The 17,450-nt window shown below is 32.5% G+C and carries 20 protein-coding genes; 15 read left to right on the forward strand and 5 right to left on the reverse strand.

The features are described 5' to 3' along the window. Positions 1 to 71: 71 nt before the first annotated feature. Entirely contained in the window at positions 72 to 644 is a 573-nt protein-coding gene (locus tag HNV08_RS07045) for a non-canonical purine NTP diphosphatase (RefSeq protein ID WP_173280466.1), read from the reverse strand. Positions 645 to 683: 39 nt separating this feature from the next. Between HNV08_RS07045 and HNV08_RS07050 the strand changes: the two genes are divergently transcribed. Together HNV08_RS07050 and HNV08_RS07055 are read left to right on the forward strand one after the other, a co-directional pair. Beyond that, positions 684 to 1,700: a DUF4421 family protein gene (locus HNV08_RS07050; protein WP_173280467.1), complete on the forward strand. Its 1,017-nt coding sequence runs from the start codon at positions 684 to 686 to the stop codon at positions 1,698 to 1,700. Between the two features lie 148 nt (positions 1,701 to 1,848). Then, positions 1,849 to 2,148: an HPF/RaiA family ribosome-associated protein gene (locus HNV08_RS07055; protein ID WP_173280468.1), complete on the forward strand. Its 300-nt coding sequence runs from the start codon at positions 1,849 to 1,851 to the stop codon at positions 2,146 to 2,148. A 38-nt stretch (positions 2,149 to 2,186) separates the two neighbouring features. Here HNV08_RS07055 and rlmH read toward each other — a convergent pair whose 3' ends face one another. Then, a complete protein-coding gene (gene rlmH / locus HNV08_RS07060; protein ID WP_173280469.1) occupies positions 2,187 to 2,660 on the reverse strand; it encodes a 23S rRNA (pseudouridine(1915)-N(3))-methyltransferase RlmH in 474 nt (157 codons plus the stop codon). 119 nt (positions 2,661 to 2,779) lie between these two features. On the opposite strand from rlmH, the gene nadC reads away from it, so the two are divergent. After that, positions 2,780 to 3,637, forward strand: coding sequence for a carboxylating nicotinate-nucleotide diphosphorylase (nadC, locus tag HNV08_RS07065; RefSeq protein ID WP_173280470.1), 858 nt, complete (start codon positions 2,780 to 2,782; stop codon positions 3,635 to 3,637). Between the two features lie 78 nt (positions 3,638 to 3,715). Then, positions 3,716 to 4,696 (forward strand): YihY/virulence factor BrkB family protein, encoded by a 981-nt coding sequence (locus HNV08_RS07070; RefSeq protein ID WP_173280471.1) that lies wholly within the window; start codon positions 3,716 to 3,718, stop codon positions 4,694 to 4,696. Here HNV08_RS07070 and HNV08_RS07075 read toward each other — a convergent pair. Both HNV08_RS07075 and HNV08_RS07080 read right to left on the reverse strand, forming a co-directional pair. Beyond that, positions 4,689 to 5,423 carry a LytR/AlgR family response regulator transcription factor gene (locus tag HNV08_RS07075; RefSeq protein ID WP_173280472.1) on the reverse strand — a complete coding sequence of 245 codons (735 nt, stop codon included), beginning with the start codon at positions 5,421 to 5,423 and terminating at the stop codon, positions 4,689 to 4,691. The two genes, HNV08_RS07070 and HNV08_RS07075, sit on opposite strands and share 8 nt — an antisense overlap. A 1-nt stretch (position 5,424) precedes the next feature. After that, positions 5,425 to 7,149 (reverse strand): tetratricopeptide repeat-containing sensor histidine kinase, encoded by a 1,725-nt coding sequence (locus HNV08_RS07080; protein WP_173280473.1) that lies wholly within the window; start codon positions 7,147 to 7,149, stop codon positions 5,425 to 5,427. 226 nt (positions 7,150 to 7,375) lie between these two features. On the opposite strand from HNV08_RS07080, the gene HNV08_RS07085 reads away from it, so the two are divergent. From HNV08_RS07085 to priA, 8 genes are all read left to right on the forward strand, one after another. Next, a complete protein-coding gene (locus HNV08_RS07085) occupies positions 7,376 to 7,903 on the forward strand; it encodes a hypothetical protein (protein ID WP_173280474.1) in 528 nt (175 codons plus the stop codon). A gap of 19 nt (positions 7,904 to 7,922) precedes the next feature. Beyond that, on the forward strand, positions 7,923 to 8,351 hold the full coding sequence (locus HNV08_RS07090; RefSeq protein WP_173280475.1) for a hypothetical protein: 429 nt from the start codon (positions 7,923 to 7,925) through the stop codon (positions 8,349 to 8,351). A gap of 10 nt (positions 8,352 to 8,361) precedes the next feature. Next, the gene (locus tag HNV08_RS07095; RefSeq protein WP_173280476.1) at positions 8,362 to 9,237 is read left to right on the forward strand and encodes a tetratricopeptide repeat protein; all 876 of its coding nucleotides are present in this window, start codon (positions 8,362 to 8,364) and stop codon (positions 9,235 to 9,237) included. Between the two features lie 22 nt (positions 9,238 to 9,259). After that, positions 9,260 to 9,775, forward strand: coding sequence for a hypothetical protein (locus HNV08_RS07100; protein ID WP_173280477.1), 516 nt, complete (start codon positions 9,260 to 9,262; stop codon positions 9,773 to 9,775). 19 nt (positions 9,776 to 9,794) lie between these two features. Then, positions 9,795 to 10,331 (forward strand): hypothetical protein, encoded by a 537-nt coding sequence (locus HNV08_RS07105; protein ID WP_173280478.1) that lies wholly within the window; start codon positions 9,795 to 9,797, stop codon positions 10,329 to 10,331. 449 nt (positions 10,332 to 10,780) lie between these two features. Continuing rightward, positions 10,781 to 11,818, forward strand: a complete 1,038-nt coding sequence (locus HNV08_RS07110) for a right-handed parallel beta-helix repeat-containing protein (protein WP_173280479.1) — start codon at positions 10,781 to 10,783, stop codon at positions 11,816 to 11,818. A 13-nt stretch (positions 11,819 to 11,831) separates the two neighbouring features. Continuing rightward, on the forward strand, positions 11,832 to 12,815 hold the full coding sequence (locus HNV08_RS07115) for a T9SS type A sorting domain-containing protein (protein WP_173280480.1): 984 nt from the start codon (positions 11,832 to 11,834) through the stop codon (positions 12,813 to 12,815). Positions 12,816 to 12,889: 74 nt separating this feature from the next. Then, positions 12,890 to 15,343, forward strand: a complete 2,454-nt coding sequence (gene priA, locus HNV08_RS07120; protein ID WP_173280481.1) for a replication restart helicase PriA — start codon at positions 12,890 to 12,892, stop codon at positions 15,341 to 15,343. A 75-nt stretch (positions 15,344 to 15,418) separates the two neighbouring features. Here priA and HNV08_RS07125 read toward each other — a convergent pair whose 3' ends face one another. After that, on the reverse strand, positions 15,419 to 16,114 hold the full coding sequence (locus tag HNV08_RS07125) for a LytR/AlgR family response regulator transcription factor (protein WP_092443855.1): 696 nt from the start codon (positions 16,112 to 16,114) through the stop codon (positions 15,419 to 15,421). Positions 16,115 to 16,327: 213 nt separating this feature from the next. Between HNV08_RS07125 and rpsF the strand changes: the two genes are divergently transcribed. The 3 genes from rpsF to rplI are packed head-to-tail and all read left to right on the forward strand — an operon-like array spanning position 16,328 to position 17,445. Beyond that, complete coding sequence (gene rpsF / locus HNV08_RS07130) at positions 16,328 to 16,672, forward strand: 30S ribosomal protein S6 (protein WP_157363191.1); 345 nt, start codon at positions 16,328 to 16,330, stop codon at positions 16,670 to 16,672. Further along, on the forward strand, positions 16,672 to 16,971 hold the full coding sequence (rpsR, locus tag HNV08_RS07135; RefSeq protein WP_173280593.1) for a 30S ribosomal protein S18: 300 nt from the start codon (positions 16,672 to 16,674) through the stop codon (positions 16,969 to 16,971). Before rpsF ends, rpsR begins: the two co-directional genes overlap by 1 nt. Before the next feature lie 12 nt (positions 16,972 to 16,983). Further along, on the forward strand, positions 16,984 to 17,445 hold the full coding sequence (gene rplI, locus HNV08_RS07140) for a 50S ribosomal protein L9 (protein ID WP_173280482.1): 462 nt from the start codon (positions 16,984 to 16,986) through the stop codon (positions 17,443 to 17,445). Positions 17,446 to 17,450 lie beyond the last annotated feature (5 nt).

Here is a 17,450-nt window from a genome sequence, read left to right on the forward strand (position 1 = left end):
AAATGATGATACAAAACTAAACAATCGGTTAGAAACTAAAAAATATTTAACGTTTTCTTCTGAAAATTGAACTATTGATTTAAAAAATTAACCAACTGCCTAATGGCTTTACCACGATGTCCTATTTTATTTTTTTCTTCTAATGAGATTTCTGCAAACGTTTTAGTGTAGCCTTCAGCTTTAAAAATAGGGTCGTAACCAAATCCACCTTGTCCATAGGTTTTGGTTGTGATACTACCTTTACAAATCCCTGTAAAAGTGTGAAGTTGACCATTGATGTGTAGCGCAATTACGGTTTTAAATTGAGCAGCTCTGTTGGGATTATCCTGGAGTTCGTTTAATAACTTATTGGTATTGTCTTCTGCGTTACGTTGCGGACCAGCATAACGTGCCGAATAGACACCAGGTTCACCATCTAAAGCATTAACTTCTAAACCCGTGTCATCTGCAAAACAATCATATCCATAATGGGATTGCAGATATTCTGCCTTTTGAATAGCGTTACCTTCAATAGTAGTTTGTGTTTCAGGTATATCTTCGGTACAGGCAATATCTTTTAAACTTAAAAGTTTAATGTGTGGTGGTAGTATGGCTTGTACTTCTTTTAGCTTATTTAAATTATTTGTAGCGAAAACGAGTTGCATAGTGTCTTTTTATTAATGTATTTTAGCTCTTGTAAAAATATGAATCTAATTACATTTTTTGTGTCAAATGAAATAAATTTTGAGAGGTCTTATAGCTTACGATGTATCTGGCCTTTTTTGCTTTGTTTCTGTTGTTTTTTTGTCAATGCTCAAGATATTGATGATTTAGACTCTTTACTTGTAGATAGAGATTTAGACAATTATTCATTGCGCTTGTTTACAAATTTTAAGGCGAATAAATTTAGTATACATAACGATGATTATAAGGCGAGATTTGTGCCTAATAACAGACATGGTTTGGGTATAGGTGTGGCGAACCGCAAAATTATTTTAGATGTTGCCTTCAATGTAAAAAATACAAACAAAGAAGATACAAAGAAGTTTGATTTACAAGGCACTACAATCATTAAGAATAGGCATTTTTCTAATATTTATGTGCAAACATATAAAGGGTTTACCGCTAAAAATAATTTTGATGAAGCCTTTGAGTTTAACAGTGATTTACGTTCTATAAGTTTTGGGCTTAATTATTTATATACGTTTGACGATATTGAATTTTCCTATGCCTTACTCAAAGCAGGATTAGCAGAAAAAAGAAACGAAAATATTTTTATCACAGGCGGACTAGGCCTTTTTACTGGCTTTGATTATTTTTCTTCAGATACTGGTTTATTGACAGAAGATACGAGCCCATATTTTAATGATGAAGCTAATATAAGACGTTTTCAAGGTGTTACTCTAGGTGTTTTAGCTGGTTTTATATCGTATTTTAAATTGCCGGAAAATATTACAGCTACCATTAATTTAATGCCAGGTATGGGAATGATGTATAAAAAACTTACGGTAGAAGGGAAATCCTATACACCGAGTAATGCCATGCTTTATAAGCTCGATTTTATGGTTGGCCTAGGATATAGTTTTGATAGATATTATATAAGCTTAACGTATAATAATGGTTTGTATACCACTGATTTTGATTATGATAATAAGTATCGATTAAACCTTACGAATGCTAAACTAGCTATTGGTTACAGATTTAGAAGTAGAAATCAATAGTGCTTATTTTTATTTTAGTCTAAAGGCTATTCAGTAAACTGATCATATTGCTAAATTTTAGGTATTATTTATGATATTTATCAGTCATAAGATTGTGTTTAATCTTTATCTTAGACAAAAGAATAATTAATTTAAAAAGATAGAGATTATGACTGTGAATTTTCAATACGTAAACCTAGATACAAGCGAAACACTTTCTGCATTAACCATTGAGAAATTAGAAAAATTAGCTCATAAATTTGAGTTTTTAATTTCAGCTCAAGTTTATTTTAAGCACGACGAAAAAGATAATGAAACTGGCAAAATTTGTAATATAGAGTTGAGTTTACCAGGACCTCGTATTTTCGCAACGTCAAGCAAAAAGAACTACGAAATGGCAATGACAGAAACCATTAAAGATTTAGAACGCCAACTTAAAAAGCGTAAAGAAGTTTTTAGTACACATTAATACTTTTTTTGTTTAAAAGTACAGAGGGTTTATAGTTTTTAGCGATGATGATAAGGTTCATTTCTAAGAATTGTAAACCCTCTATACAATTGTTCTATAAAGAATAGTCTTACCATTTGATGCGAAAAGGTCATTTTAGATAAACCTAATTTCCCATTCGCTCTGTTATAAACGGCGTCAGAAAATCCATAAGGACCTCCAATGACAAAAATTAAGGTTTTAATTCCAGAGTTCATGTGTTTTTGTAGATAGCTAGAAAAGGCTACAGAATCTAATTGTTTACCGTTTTCATCTAGTAAAATTAAAACATCAGAGGTTTGCGTTTTCGCTAAAATGAGTTCGCCTTCTTTGTCTTTTTGTTGTGCTTCGGATAAATTTTTAACCTTCTTTAAATCCGGAATAACGTCAAAATCAAACTTTATATAATGCCCAAGTCTTTTGGTATAATCTTCAATTAAAACTTGAAGGTTTTTATTATCCGTTTTGCCTATGGCTATGAGTTTAATGTTCATATTTCAAATTTACGATTTACAAGCTATCATTTTAATTTTTTTCTGAAATTATAATTCGTAATTCTAAAATCGGATTTCGTAAATCAATTTCCTATTTTTACATCAAATAAGTATTTAATATGATTTCACAAGCACAATTCGATAAAGAAATAGAATTAATAATCTCTAATGCCATCCGTGAAGATGTTGGTGATGGCGACCATAGTTCATTAGCATGTATACCAGCTTCAGCGCAAGGAAAAGCAAAATTATTAGTAAAAGATACTGGTGTAATTGCTGGTGTAGAATTCGCGAAGCAAGTGTTTGCGTATGTGGATGCTGATATGAAGGTGGAAACCTTAATTGAAGATGGAAGCCGCGTTAAGCATGGCGATATTGTGTTTTATGTAGAAGGCGCATCACAATCTATTTTAAAAGCAGAACGTTTAGTACTAAATGCGATGCAGCGCATGAGTGCTATTGCCACAAAGACGAGAGAATTTGTAGATATTTTAGAAGGTACAGGAACCAAAATTTTAGATACGCGTAAAACCACGCCAGGTATTAGAGCTTTAGAAAAATGGGCTGTAAAAATTGGTGGTGGTGAAAACCATAGATTTGCTTTGTATGACATGATTATGCTTAAGGATAATCACATTGATTTTGCAGGAGGCGTGTCTAAAGCCATTAACCTAACTAAGCAATATTTAAAAGATACAGATAGAGACTTGAAAATCATAGTAGAGGCTAGAAATCTTGAAGAAATTAAAGAAATTTTAGATTGTGGTGGTGTTTATAGAATTTTAATTGATAACTTTAATTATGAAGATACGCGTAAAGCTGTAAAATTAATTGGCGACCAATGTTTAACAGAATCTTCTGGTGGAATAAACGAAAACACCCTTAGAAAATATGCCGAATGTGGTGTGGATTATATTTCATCTGGTGCGTTAACGCACTCCGTTTACAACAAAGATTTAAGCTTAAAAGCGGTTTAAGAAACGTTTTGCATTTACCCTTTATGTTGACGATAAAGAAGCGCTAAAGGCTAACCGTCTATTGCTAAAAGCTAAATAATGACTAAACACATAGAAGATAAATTAGATAAGATTCCGGTTTTAAATATAGTTGTGCGTTTTTTTAAGCAGATTAGATTACCAGGATTCGAAGGTTTATCCATATATGATTTGTTAGAGCTTTACGTTATGGGCATTGTAAAAGGTGCATTAACCACAAGAGCTAGTGCTATTGCGTTCAGTTTCTTTACAGCAATATTTCCTTTTTTATTATTTGTAATTATTTTAATTCCGTATATCCCAATTGATAATTTTCAATCGGATTTTTTAGATTTTTTAAACTCCTTTTTGCCGCCACAAACTTCCGATTTTTTCTTTTCTAATATTTTTGAAAACATCAGTGGTAATGGAGGTGGTGGTTTAATATCTTCTGTTTTTCTTTTGTCTATGTTGTTAATGGCAAATGGTGTTAATGCCGTTTTTTCTGGATTTGAAAATTCGTATCATCAGCAACTTACCAGAAACGTTTTTAAGCAATATATTTTTGCTTTAGGCATTGCCTTAATCTTAGCCATATTATTACTGTTAACGGTTGCGTTTTTAGGGTATTTTCAGATTTATGTGATAGAACCTTTGTATGAAAGTATTAATAAAGAAATGGTCTCAGAAGACAATTCTGGTGTCGGTTGGGTCATCTTTGCAAAGTATATGTTTTTTGTAATAATGACTTATATTGCAACGGCTACCTTATATTATTTTGGCACTAGAGAAGGCCGGAAATCCAGATTCTTTTCAGTAGGCGCTTTACTCACAACATTGCTTATTATTTTAACGTCTTTTCTTTTCGGTATTTATATTAATAATTTCTCACAATACAATGAACTTTATGGCTCTATTGGTGGTTTATTAATTCTATTATTATACCTATGGTTAAACTCTAATATTTTGCTTTTGGGTTATGAGTTAAATGCCTCACTTCAGTTTTTAAGAAAGCATCCAAGGGTTAAAAAACCAATAAAATTTAAGGATATTATTAGTTAAAATGTTTTAGGAATTCTTCCTTGCGTCTCACTGATATTGGTACCTGAGCGTCATTAGACATTACAACATAACTCTGTTTGCCTTTAAAATATTGCTTAACGTGGTCTAGATTGATTAAATGCGATTTGTGTGTTTTAAAAAACGTCTCATCATCGAGTAATTCTTCATAAAACTTAATAGGTTTAGAGACCATTGATTTGCCCTCTTTTGTGAAAATATGCGTATAACTTGTATCAGCTTCAAGATGAACAATGTCTTCAATTTTTAAGGTTTCAAAGCCAGTTAATGACGGAATGGTAATGACCTTTTTTTGGTTAGGTTTTATGTTTTCAAATAAACTTTGCAATTGTTGCTCCATGCTTTGTTGCGAAATCGTTTCTTTTAATCGCAACACGGAAGCATTAAAATCGTCTGCATCAATAGGTTTTAATAGGTAATCAATGGCGCTAAACTTAAAGGCTTTGATAGCGTAATTGTCAAAAGCAGTGGTAAATATGACTTTAAAATTTATGATGTCCATGGCTTGAAGAAAATCAAATCCTGTTTTTTCATGAATTTTAATATCTAAAAACACTAAATCGGGTTGTAGTTGTGGTACGAGTTCTAATGCGTCATCAACCGTATCTATAACTTTTAAGACTTTAAAGGTGTTAGGATGTCGTTCTATCAAATTTAAAACACGGTCAGAGCAATGCTTTTCGTCGTCTATAATTATGGTTTTTATCATGTTAATAAGCAAGTTGCATTGGTAATGAAACGTCTATTCTGGTGCCTTCGGTTTTATCAATAATTTCAACGTTTCCGTTGGTGTTTTTTAATTTATTGATAATTTCAATTCTACTTTTGGTAATCGCCATTCCCATAGATTTATTTTCAGTAGCGGATTTGTTTTTAGCTGAGGATGTTCGGCCAATACCATTATCATCTACACTGCAAATGAGCATATCATTTTCGGCTTTAAAAGCAATGGTTAAAACTCCAGAATTTTCCTTTTGGGCTAATCCGTGAATAATGCTGTTTTCTATAAATGGTTGCAGAATCATTGGTGGAACAAGGATGTTATCTTCATCGAGTTCATCATCTACTTTAATGACGTAATTAAAAGCATTGTTAAAGCGTTTTCGCTCAATGTCCATATACGTTCTCAATAGCGAAATATCATCACTGAGTAAAATTTCCTTTTTTTCTGAGTTTTCTAAAGTAAGTCGCATTAATTTGGCAAACTTGCTTAAATAGTCACTCGCAGATTGGGTGTCGTTTTTTAGAATATAATCGCCAATGGAGTTTAAAGAATTAAATATAAAATGCGGATTCATTTGAGAGCGTAAGGCTTTTAACTCAGTATCAGAAACCTTAGCATTAAATTCGGCTTCCTTTGATTTTGAAACAGCATCTTGCTTTCTTCGGTATAAAATAAACCCGATGATTGCGGCTAATATGAGTCCTGCGCCACCAAGAATAGACGCATTTTTAATCGATTTTTGGCGTTCAATTTCAACCTGTGCGATGGCTTTATCTTTATCTGCCTTAAACTGAATTTCCTTTCTAGAAATTTCTAATTTTCTATCTGCATTAATTAAACTATCTCTTAATACAATATGTTCTTTGTAATTGGTGAGGGCATTTTTATAATCGCCTTTTTGAGCATAGACATTCGCTAAGGTTGCCAAAGCACTATTTTTAGTAGATAAGCTGTTTAAGCCTTCACTTAATTTTAGACTATTTGAGGCATAGTATTCGGCTTTTTCAATGTTGTTGTTTTGTAAGTAAACTTCGGCTGCATTAGTGTAAGCTGTAACACGTAAACCTTCTATATTGTGAGTTGCAATGAGATCTAAACTCTCTTGTGTGTTTAGCAGACCGTCTTCCAAAAAACCGGCATTGGTTTGCATTAAGCCCAAATTGGTTTTAATGTTAGCGATTAAAATAGGTTGCTTGTGTTGTTCTGCACCAATCAATGATTTTTTGTAATAATAGATTGAAGAATCTAATTGCTTTTGTTCGCCATAGACATTACCAATGTAAAATTCAGTACTGTGTTTGCTCTTGTTTTCTGGATTTTTCAATAAAGTTTTAAAACTATTTAAGGCTTTTCCATATTCTTGTTGTTCTAAATTAATAAGACCAATATTAGTAAGAACACCTATGGCATATTTTTGAAATTTGGGTTCGTTTTCAAAAACGGCATAACTCTTTTGGTAAAATTCTAAACCTTTTAAAGGGTCTGATAAAAAGTAATGTTGAATAATGCCTAAGTTATTATAAGAAATCCCTACGCCTTTTGGATACTTTAACTCTTTAGAAAGGTTTAGCGTTGTGTTATTATATGAGGTCCAAGTTGTGTCTGCTGGTGTTAAGAACATTTTTCTTGCGACGTACTTAATTCTTAGGTTCACATAATTGGTGTCTTTCTTTTTGTAATTGGTAATTACATTTTCTAACGAGTCAATCATTTTGTTTTGGGAAAAACAAAATAAAGCCGATGCAAAAAAGAGGATTGTTAGGAATCTTTTCATGTAATGGTTTAATTAATAGCTGGTTTAAAAGTAACAATTATATACAAAAGTTAATAAGAATTAGAACGTTAATATATTCAAATCCAACGATAATAGGTTGGTTATCGTTTTTCATTATAAATAGTTGGTTCTTTATGTATAATTAATCCTATATATCTTAAATATGAAACGACTATTAAACACCCTTAAAATTGTATCATTTGTTTTAATACTTGCTGGGTGTTCTAGTAGTGATGATTCAGACGCAAACGTTTATGGCACAATTGAATTATCTGGTACAGATACAGCTATTATTGGTTCGTCATTAACCGTTGGTAATATTGATGCTGATGCATTAGATACCACTGGCACCTCGAGTTCTGTAGTGCTATTAGATGAAAACACAACCTTTGAAAATGGCGAAATAGAATCTTCAGATTTTGCAAATGCCTTTGTTTTGGTTGCCGCAGAGTTTAATGCGCAAGATGAAGCTGCAGTAGAGAAATCCATTTCAATGACTATTGTTAAAAACGGTGTGCAAATGAGTTATGTATGCACTACACCTGCAACTAGTGCTGGAGGTGGAATAGATTGCGGTACAGGTTTTAGCGTAGACAAAGTAGAAAAGGAAATTGTGTTTTCTAATACAACGGTTATCAATGTAGAGAACGACAACGTCTTAACCATGAACGGTATTATTCAATATAATTAAGGTTTTAAAATCTCTCATTATGAAACATATGAAATCAGCTACCCTTTTTAACACGAGCGTTTTTATTATCGTATTACTGATTCCGTTTTTGGGTTGGTCTCAAGTAAATCGGTTAAAGCCGCCAAAGCGTAATTCTAAAATAGAAAGCGTTGATAAATTTGTGAATCATTCTTTTGAGTTATATCACAAAGTATTTGTTTACGATAGTTTATATAAAGCAGGTGTTGAAGTGCCTGCTGAAATTGAAGATGCCCTTATAGAACGTGCAGAAAGAGATGTAGACAGCCTTTGGCAAGAAGTGCCTAATATTGTAGATGATATTAGTGATGCTCCTTTTATGAAACAGGCTAAGGCAACGTTTAATCTTAACCGTTCTAAGAAGGCCTTAAAGTTTTGTATGACTGCCGTTAAGGAATACTTTGTTGGTATAAAGGAAGATGAAGATTAACTAAAGAAACATGAAAAAAATAGTCCTTTATTTTATAGTCATCATGGGATTTTTGTCTGTACATGCACAAGCGTATAAAAGTGCATTTAGGGCAGATGTGTGTAGCTGTTTAGAAGAAGAAAGTCTAAAGCGACCACTAACCGAAAATGCCTTTAAAACCTGTTTAAGAGAGACCTTACCAACGTATGCAGACCAGATTGATGCCAGTATTATAGAGGCAGATCCTCAGCAGAAGTATCTAAAAGGGCAACTGGCGAGAAAAGAATTATTACTTGCAATGCCAGCAGAATTAATATACACCTGTGATGTCTATTATAAGCACATTGATTATCAAAGGACCAGTAAAAAACTCATTGCACGAGAAAATGCCAAGGAAAGTGAATTAGAACGCTATGATCAAATGGTCGCCTTAACACCAACAGCAATGGCTTATTATATGAGAGCTCAAGTGCAATTTAAGTTGGGTAATTTAAAAGAGACCGAAGCTGATATTAAAAAAAGTTTAGAACTCAACCCAAACAAAGAGAATTTTAAATCTACAAGGCATGAGCTAAAGCTTTTAGCTTGGGTTTATGAAGAGCAAGAACGTTACACTGACGCTATTGCGCTCTATGATAAAATTTATTTTGGAGAATTAGATTTGGAAGTTTTAAAATTAAGAGCGCTTGCAGATAAAAAAAGTGGAGGAACCATTGCAAATATGCCATCTGCACAGGCGTTAGATGAATCTAATAAACAAGCACAAGCGCAAATTATAAAGGAGAGGCAAGATCGCCTAAATAAGGACGTGCTTAAAAGAACAAATACAAATGCCAGTAGAACAAGCAGTAATACGTCCGAAAAGAAGACGGATTCTGCTGCGCTTAAAAAATTGTTCAAACTATAAACGATTAAATCCATAACTCATTATGAAAAACAAGTATGTATTTACCATTATATTAAGTCTGTTTTTATTCACAGCACTGCAATCGCAAAGTATATCAGAGCAAGGAAAATTAGGTGTTGGATTGGCGTCGTCATATCCTGGTTATGGTCTTAGTGCAAAATATAATTTTACCGAAACCCATTCAGGACAAGTTATACTTGGAGGAGCTTCTTATGGCTTTGGTACGAGTTCGCTAGCCATATCTGGGAGATACCTTTATAATTTTGAAGCAGGAGGCAGTAAATTTATTTACCAACCATATGCCTATGGCCAATTAGGGTATTTTAGTGTAAAAGTAAAGTTTTTAGGTGCTTCAGAGTCTTATAATACCGTCTCTTTTGGAGTTGGTGGTGGCATAGAAGGCACTGTTCCAGAATTTGTAGAGGGTTTGGCATTTAATGTAGAGTTGGGTTATGTAGGCGGTTCTTTTGATAGAGGAATTGGGAGCTTCGCTGGTTTTGCATATGGTGTTGGTATTCACTATTATTTTGATTTGTAAATCATTAAAATTTTAACTTATGAAGAAAATATTATTTTGTTTATTCGCTCTTGTATTGGCAAGTTGTGATACTGAAGACATTATTAGTCAACTCGTTGAAGGTACTGTAAAAGCAGATATTAATGGACAAACACATACATGGAATTTTGGCGTAAATTCATTGGGTGCAGTGATTACTAGTGAAACGGCAGGTACAGAAACAATTTATGCATTAGGCGTTGCAGCGTCTACGGATGGTGTGTCTGATAATTCGGAAACCAAATCAATAGGTATAGTGGTTTTTATAGATCATCCTGATGACGTCGTGGCTGGAGCTTCATTTTCAACACCTTCAGATATTGTGTTAGGTACATATGCGTACGATAATGAAGCAGGAACGTCAAGTATTGATGCCGATCAAACCCTTTCAGCAACCTTAAACATAGCATCTGTAAATGATTCTGAAGGTACAATTTCAGGAACATTTAACTATGAAACCACTGATGAAGATACAGGGATTACTTATACCATTTCTAACGGTTCCTTTACAGATATACCTTATCATTATGATTTTTGAATTCTGAATAATTGAATTCAGAACATGTTTTAGTTGTAAAACATTTAAAATCAGAGTATTGTGCTGTTTTTAGCTAGGTTTTTTACCGTTCGTCGTTGTTTTTTGCAGTTTTTATTAAAATTCTTGTTATTTAATGCGTTGAAAATAAGCAGGTTGCAATATTTTGTTTGATAGTGTAATCTTAAATAATATGCCTAGTTTTTCAATCTATTTTGAGTACAATTTCTATGTGGAATTAAAAATTTAAAAAGTTAACCTTATTGTTTTCAATTTAAAATTTTCGGCATTTAGAAATTTGCTTGTTTCACAATTTTATTATCAATATTTAATATTCTAATCACAAACTAAGGTGTATATAGATAGGCGTTTAATTGTTCATTAATCGACATGAATTTTAACCATAAATCATTTTTTATTAGCTATTAATTAATTCTTAAAACCAAAAACAAATGAAAACAAATTTTTTACTTTTTTTTAGTGCAATTTTAGTAACAATGAGCACTCATTCACAAAACACTTGGATTGTTGATAATAATGCTGGCACCTCTGCAGATTTTACTGATATACAATCTGCAATTAATACATCAGTCGCAGGAGATACTATTTATATACAACAGTCCGAAACAAATTATGAAGATGCTACAGTGAACAAGTTAATAAACATTGTAGGTCGTTCGCATAGTGAAAATTCATACACGACTACTATGGATGTATTAACCATTGCAGAAGCAGCTTCGGGTTCATTTATTAGCGGATTATGGATAGATGATTTATATACAGAGAACGCCGCTACTATTACAAATATGAAAATTCAGAATAATTTTATAGACAATATTGATTTTTCTGGTACATCGGTAATGAACAATTCTTTTTTAACAGGAAATATTATCAATTCTGCTTCCGATATAAGGATGAGTAATTCTGTAATTTCACATAATGTATTTACTCAAGCTTCTATTGTTTTTGATTTTTATGATATCACTTTTAAAAATAACATCATTATTATAGGTACAAGCTCAAACGCAACTGGCTTAAATAATACAACTTATTCTAATACTAACCCAAATAATATTACGATAGAAAATTCTATTTTAATAAAGCCATTTGGTACAGCAGATGTTACCAATTTTAGTTCAGGTAATGATGGTTTCGTTTTTGAAAACTGTTTAAGTTATAATGCGGGTGGCGGATTCATTACATTGCCTTTTGAAGGTACAGATACGAATATGAATGATGTAGACCCTCAGTTTGTTTCAATTACAAGTACGGTTTTTAATGCTTATACAGAAGATTATCACCTACAATCAGCTTCACCAGGTCTTAACTTTGGAAATGATGGTTTAAATATTGGGATTTATAATAGTAATTATGGATTCAATAATTTTGGATTTACTAATGGCGTACCTCGTGTTACAATTACAGCAATCACTAATACAGTAGCAGAAGGTGCAGATTTAGAAGTAACTATAGAGGGGAATACAAACTAATAATGCGAATAATATGAAAAAAATATATTTTATTATTTGCACTGGGTTTTTCATAATAAATATAAATGCTCAAAGTATTACTTCCGCGGAGTATTTTATAGATCAAGATCCCGGAATAGGAATGGGTAATTCACTTAGTGTTAATGTAAATACTGGTAGTATAAATCAATCCTATACCATTTCTATGGCTGCTGAAGACGAAGGCGTACATTTAATTACATTTAGAGTAAAAGATGATCTAGGTAGATGGAGTTTAAATGATAAACAATGGGTTTATGTTTCAAAAACCAATACAGTTTCAAATTCGGTAATTCTAGCTGCTGAGTACTTCTTTGATGATGGAGATCTTGGGTTTGGAGACAACTTGCCATTAAGTATTCCGAATGAGGCAAATCCAACAGTAACTTCTACAATTTCAACAACGGGATTAGATTCTGGTATTCACATTCTCTATGTTCGCGTCAAAAATTCTGAAGATACATGGAGTTTGTATGATAGGCAATTAATTTATATTTCAGAAATTGGTAACGTTTCAAATATTGTTGCATTTCAATATTATATTGATTCAGAGGCAAATGGTGTTACAGATGTAAGTGTTAATCCGTCTGAAGCTTCCTTAAATAGGGTAATTAATTTTAATACAACTGGATTAGCGCAAGGAGATCATGTTTTTTGTGTAAGAACTAAAAATGAAAATGAAAATTGGTCACTTTATGATTGTGAAATTTTTACAATAAGTGGTCAATTAAGTGTAGGAGAAAGTTTGTATGATTCTATACATATAAATCCCAATCCATTTATAAATACAATAAATTTTGAGGCTTCAAGAGCTGTAACGTTCCAAGTTATTACAGTTTTCGATATTACAGGAAAAGAAGTTTATACATCGTCAGAAGATTTACGAAGTTTAGAATTAGGTGACTTAGAAAGTGGTATATATATATTAAGTTTATCTACGGAAAATGAAAAAGCAACTTTTAAGATTGTAAAGCAGTAGATGAATAAAAATTTAAGTAAAAAACCATCTCATTTCGAGATGGTTTTTTTATGGAAAGGCATTACTTTTGAAGTATGCTACATTTTATAGACGTCATTTTACCAATTCCGCTTCAAAAGGCATTTACGTATCATATTACAGAAGCGGAATCTAAGTTTCTTCAGCCAGGAATGCGTGTGGCTGTTCCTTTTGGAAAGCGTAAAATTTACACAGCTATAGTCTATAGTATTCATCAAAATCCACCGACAGCATATGATGCCAAAACGATTCATCAAATTATAGATGAAACGCCTGTTGTGACCTCGAACCAATTAAAACATTGGGAATGGATGGCTAAGTATTATATGTGCAGCATTGGAGAGGTTTTGAGAGCTGCAATGCCCAATGCGTACTTGTTAGAAAGTGAAACGGTAATTTCAAAAAACGAAAAACTAAACGTTAATGAATCAGAGTTAAAAGATGATGAGTTTTTAATTTATGAAGCATTACAACATCAATCCTCATTAAAAATAAATGATGTCGTTTCAATATTAGACAAAAAACGCGTTTTACCAGTAATTAATGGTTTAGTAGAAAAGGGTGTATTGAATTTGCAAGAAGAGCTCTATGAAAAATACACACCAAAATTAGTACGCTATGTAAAGTTGCATCACAATCACAAAACTCAAGACAAATTACAAGAATTGTTAGAAGAATTGAGTCGTGCTCCTAAGCAAAGAGAAGTGGTATTAACATTATTTACCATGGAAGCATCACTAAATCAACCAATAAAAGTTTCAGATTTATCAGAACGAAGTGGTGCCTCATCAAGTATTGTTAAAACGCTAATTGATAAACAGATTTTAGAAGAATATCATTTAAAAGTTAATCGTGTGCAATTTGATGGTGAAGGCGATGAAGATGCTAAACGATTAAGCGAGGCACAACAAAAAGCCTATGATGCGGTTGAAACTATATTTAAAGACAAATCTGTAGCCTTATTGCATGGTGTAACCTCTTCTGGTAAAACGGAAATATATGTTCAACTCATTCAAAAGCAATTAGACCAAGGAAAGCAAGTATTGTACTTATTGCCTGAAATTGCATTAACGACACAATTGGTTAATAGACTTCAAGATTATTTTGGGGAGAAAGTTGCCGTTTTTCATTCTAGATATTCTGGAAACGAAAGGGTAGAGGTTTGGCAAAATATGTGTTCAAAATCTGAGAAAGCCCAAGTAATTATTGGTGCACGCTCGTCCTTATTATTACCATTTGTCAATTTAGGGTTAATCATTGTAGATGAAGAGCACGAGCAATCTTACAAGCAATTTGATCCTGCACCACGATATCATGCTAGAGATGCAGCCATAGTGTTGGCCAATATTTTTGGCGCCAAAACGCTTTTAGGTTCGGCAACGCCAAGTTTAGAGAGTTATTTTAATGCTAGCCAAGGCAAATATGGTTTGGTAGAATTAAATACGCGTTACAATAATGTTCTGATGCCAGATATTGAGTTGGTAGATTTGGCAGATAAGTACAAACGAAAACGCATGAAAGGTCATTTTAGTGATCGATTAATTGAAGAGATGACAGAGACCTTAGAGGAGGGCTTTCAGATTATATTATTTCAAAATAGGAGAGGCTATTCACCAATAATAGAATGTACCACATGTGGCACGTCACCTCAATGTCCTAATTGTGATGTAAGTTTAACCTATCATCAATATAGAGATCAGTTGCGTTGTCATTATTGTGGTTATAATGCTGTGATGTTAAAAACATGTCAAGGTTGTGGAAACGCTACTTTAGATACTAAAGGTTTTGGGACAGAGCAAATAGAACAAGAAGTGAAACAGTTGTTTCCAGATAAGAAAGTGGCTCGTATGGATTTAGATACGACACGAGGTAAATATGGATTTGAAAAAATAATTAACAGTTTTGAGCAGCGCGAAGTTGATATTTTGGTCGGTACACAAATGCTGACTAAAGGTTTAGATTTTAGATACGTAAAATTGGTAGGTATAATGAATGCAGATAACTTGCTAAATTTTCCGGATTTTAGAGCGCACGAACGCAGCTATCAACTCATGGCACAAGTGTCGGGAAGGGCAGGACGTACCGATTTGCGAGGTAAGGTTTTAATTCAAACCTATAATCCGCACCATAATATTTTACAGCAAGTGTCTACCAATTCTTATAAAGAGATGTTTGCCGAGCAAATGAATGAGCGCTATAATTTTAAATATCCTCCAATTTTTAGAATCATTAAAATTACATTTAAGCATAAGGATTATAACCGCGTAAATTTAGCAGCAGATTGGTATGCGAAATCTTTAAAACAGTATTTTAAATCTAATGTTTTAGGTCCAGAATTTCCTCCAGTATCGCGTATAAGAAATTTATATCACAAAAATATTTTAATAAAAATCCCACAACAGCAATCCTTAGGCAAAACAAAAGAGGCCATTAGAAAGATTGATAACAGTTTTAATGCCGTTAAAGATTTTAGATCTGTACGTGTGGTCATTAATGTCGATAATTATTAAAACCAAAAAATCCTAAGCCATGACTTAGGATTTTTTAAAATTATAATGTAATGCTTAAATGTTAATGTAATAATTCTACATGTTATTTAAAGCATCAACTAATTGGGTCTTTTTATTTCGACTCAATGGGATTTCGTAAGCGCCAACTTCAACATTTTTACTGTTAAATCGGTCAATTTTGTCGAGATTCACAATATAAGATTTGTGAATTCTTAAAAATTTACCTTCAGGTAGTTCGCTTTCAAAAGCTTTCATTGTAGATAAAACCACGAGACTGTTTTCTTCAGTCACTACTTTTACGTAGTCACCAAGGGCTTCAATCCATTTAATGTCCTTAATATAAACTTTACGTTTTTTAAGGTTGCTTTTTACAAATATATGTTCGCCATCCGTTTCATTAAAGTCTAGTTTTAATTTGTGCTGCTCAATAGCTTTTTCTACGGCAGTATTAAAACGTTCTTTAGTAATAGGTTTTTGAAGATAATCTGTGGCATCATAATTAAATGCCTTAAAAGCATATTCGGTTTTACCAGTAACAAAAATAATTTGGGGTTTGTTGTTGAGTACATCTAGTAATTCAAAACCGTTTAATACAGGCATCTCTATATCTAAGAAGATAAGATCAACCTTATGTGTATTAAGACCGTTTTTTGTTTCTAACGCACTGCTGTACTCTGCAATAAGGTTAAGCGAAGAATGATTCTCGATTAACTTTACTATAGAGAGGCGCTGAATCGCAGAATCATCAACAACTACACAGTTTAAAGTCATAACATTATTAATTTTAGGTTAAGATATCGACAATAGTACGATAAATTCGGTTAAAAAACAAATATTACCGACAAAGCGTAATAATTAACATAAATTTTTTCTGTTTTTTTGATGTAAAATCGTTGTTGTTAAAGTAGTTGTAAAACTAGTTGTCAGTTAGATAATTAATGTGTACTTTTGCAGCCGTTTTAACAATAAACAAAATTATTTATTATGAATCATTATGAAACTGTTTTCATCTTAAATCCCGTTTTATCTGAAGATCAGATAAAGGAGACAGTAAAGAAATATGAGGATTTCCTCGTTTCTAAAGGAGCTAAGATGGTATCAAAAGAAGATTGGGGCTTAAAAAAATTAGCGTACCCAATTCAAAACAAAAAAAGTGGTTTTTACCATTTATTTGAGTACACTGTTGCTGGAGAAGTAATAGAACCTTTAGAAGTAGAGTTTAGACGTGACGAGCGTTTTATGCGTTACTTAACTGTGAAATTAGACAAGCATGCGATTTCATGGGCTGAGAGAAGAAGAGAAAAACTTAAAGTAAAAGCAAAAGCGTAATTATGTCATCAATAGAACAACAAGCAAAAGGAAAAAAAGACGGAGAAATTAGATATTTAACACCGTTAAATATTGAGACGTCTAAAACGAAAAAATATTGTCGTTTCCAAAAATCTGGAATCAAGTATGTAGATTATAAAGATGCAGATTGGTTATTAGGTTTTGTAAACGAACAAGGAAAATTATTACCAAGACGTTTAACAGGAACATCTTTAAAGTATCAAAGAAAAGTATCTGTGGCTGTAAAAAGAGCTAGACATTTAGCTTTAATGCCATACGTTGCTGATTTATTAAAATAAAATATCATAACAATGGAACTTATATTAAAACAAGACGTTGAAAATTTAGGATTTAAAGACGATATTGTATCTGTTAAGAACGGTTATGGTAGAAATTTTTTAATTCCTCAAGGACAAGCTGTAATGGCGACTTCTTCTGCTAAAAAAGTATTAGCAGAAACTTTAAAGCAAAGAGCTTATAAAGAAAAATCTATAATTGCTGAAGCAGAAAAAACTGCTGAAGGATTAAGAGGTTTAGATATTAAAATAACAGCTAAAGCTGGTACTGGTGCTACTGCTGGAGATAAATTATTTGGTTCTATAACCAATATTGATTTAGCTGCTGCACTTAAAGATGCTGGTTTCGATGTAGACAAAAAGTTTATCGCTATTACAGGTGGTAACATTAAACGTTTAGGTCAGTACGTAGCTGCAATTAGATTACACAGATCAGTAAATGTTGATTTAACTTTCGATGTTGTTGCTGATGCATAATCTTT

Origin of the sequence: Winogradskyella eckloniae (genome assembly GCF_013249045.1) — a bacterium.
Lineage (GTDB): Bacteria > Bacteroidota > Bacteroidia > Flavobacteriales > Flavobacteriaceae > Winogradskyella > Winogradskyella eckloniae.

Coding starts and splice junctions, on each gene's coding strand:
- HNV08_RS07100 (WP_173280477.1), top strand. CDS start 9,260: ATGAAAAACAAGTATGTATTTACCATTATATTAAGTCTGTTTTTATTC.
- rplI (WP_173280482.1), top strand. CDS start 16,984: ATGGAACTTATATTAAAACAAGACGTTGAAAATTTAGGATTTAAAGAC.
- HNV08_RS07115 (WP_173280480.1), top strand. CDS start 11,832: ATGAAAAAAATATATTTTATTATTTGCACTGGGTTTTTCATAATAAAT.
- HNV08_RS07050 (WP_173280467.1), top strand. CDS start 684: ATGAATCTAATTACATTTTTTGTGTCAAATGAAATAAATTTTGAGAGG.
- HNV08_RS07090 (WP_173280475.1), top strand. CDS start 7,923: ATGAAACATATGAAATCAGCTACCCTTTTTAACACGAGCGTTTTTATT.
- HNV08_RS07075 (WP_173280472.1), bottom strand. CDS start 5,423: ATGATAAAAACCATAATTATAGACGACGAAAAGCATTGCTCTGACCGT.
- HNV08_RS07125 (WP_092443855.1), bottom strand. CDS start 16,114: ATGACTTTAAACTGTGTAGTTGTTGATGATTCTGCGATTCAGCGCCTC.
- HNV08_RS07095 (WP_173280476.1), top strand. CDS start 8,362: ATGAAAAAAATAGTCCTTTATTTTATAGTCATCATGGGATTTTTGTCT.
- HNV08_RS07080 (WP_173280473.1), bottom strand. CDS start 7,149: ATGATTGACTCGTTAGAAAATGTAATTACCAATTACAAAAAGAAAGAC.
- priA (WP_173280481.1), top strand. CDS start 12,890: ATGCTACATTTTATAGACGTCATTTTACCAATTCCGCTTCAAAAGGCA.
- rpsF (WP_157363191.1), top strand. CDS start 16,328: ATGAATCATTATGAAACTGTTTTCATCTTAAATCCCGTTTTATCTGAA.
- rlmH (WP_173280469.1), bottom strand. CDS start 2,660: ATGAACATTAAACTCATAGCCATAGGCAAAACGGATAATAAAAACCTT.
- HNV08_RS07085 (WP_173280474.1), top strand. CDS start 7,376: ATGAAACGACTATTAAACACCCTTAAAATTGTATCATTTGTTTTAATA.
- HNV08_RS07045 (WP_173280466.1), bottom strand. CDS start 644: ATGCAACTCGTTTTCGCTACAAATAATTTAAATAAGCTAAAAGAAGTA.
- HNV08_RS07110 (WP_173280479.1), top strand. CDS start 10,781: ATGAAAACAAATTTTTTACTTTTTTTTAGTGCAATTTTAGTAACAATG.
- HNV08_RS07070 (WP_173280471.1), top strand. CDS start 3,716: ATGACTAAACACATAGAAGATAAATTAGATAAGATTCCGGTTTTAAAT.
- nadC (WP_173280470.1), top strand. CDS start 2,780: ATGATTTCACAAGCACAATTCGATAAAGAAATAGAATTAATAATCTCT.
- HNV08_RS07105 (WP_173280478.1), top strand. CDS start 9,795: ATGAAGAAAATATTATTTTGTTTATTCGCTCTTGTATTGGCAAGTTGT.
- HNV08_RS07055 (WP_173280468.1), top strand. CDS start 1,849: ATGACTGTGAATTTTCAATACGTAAACCTAGATACAAGCGAAACACTT.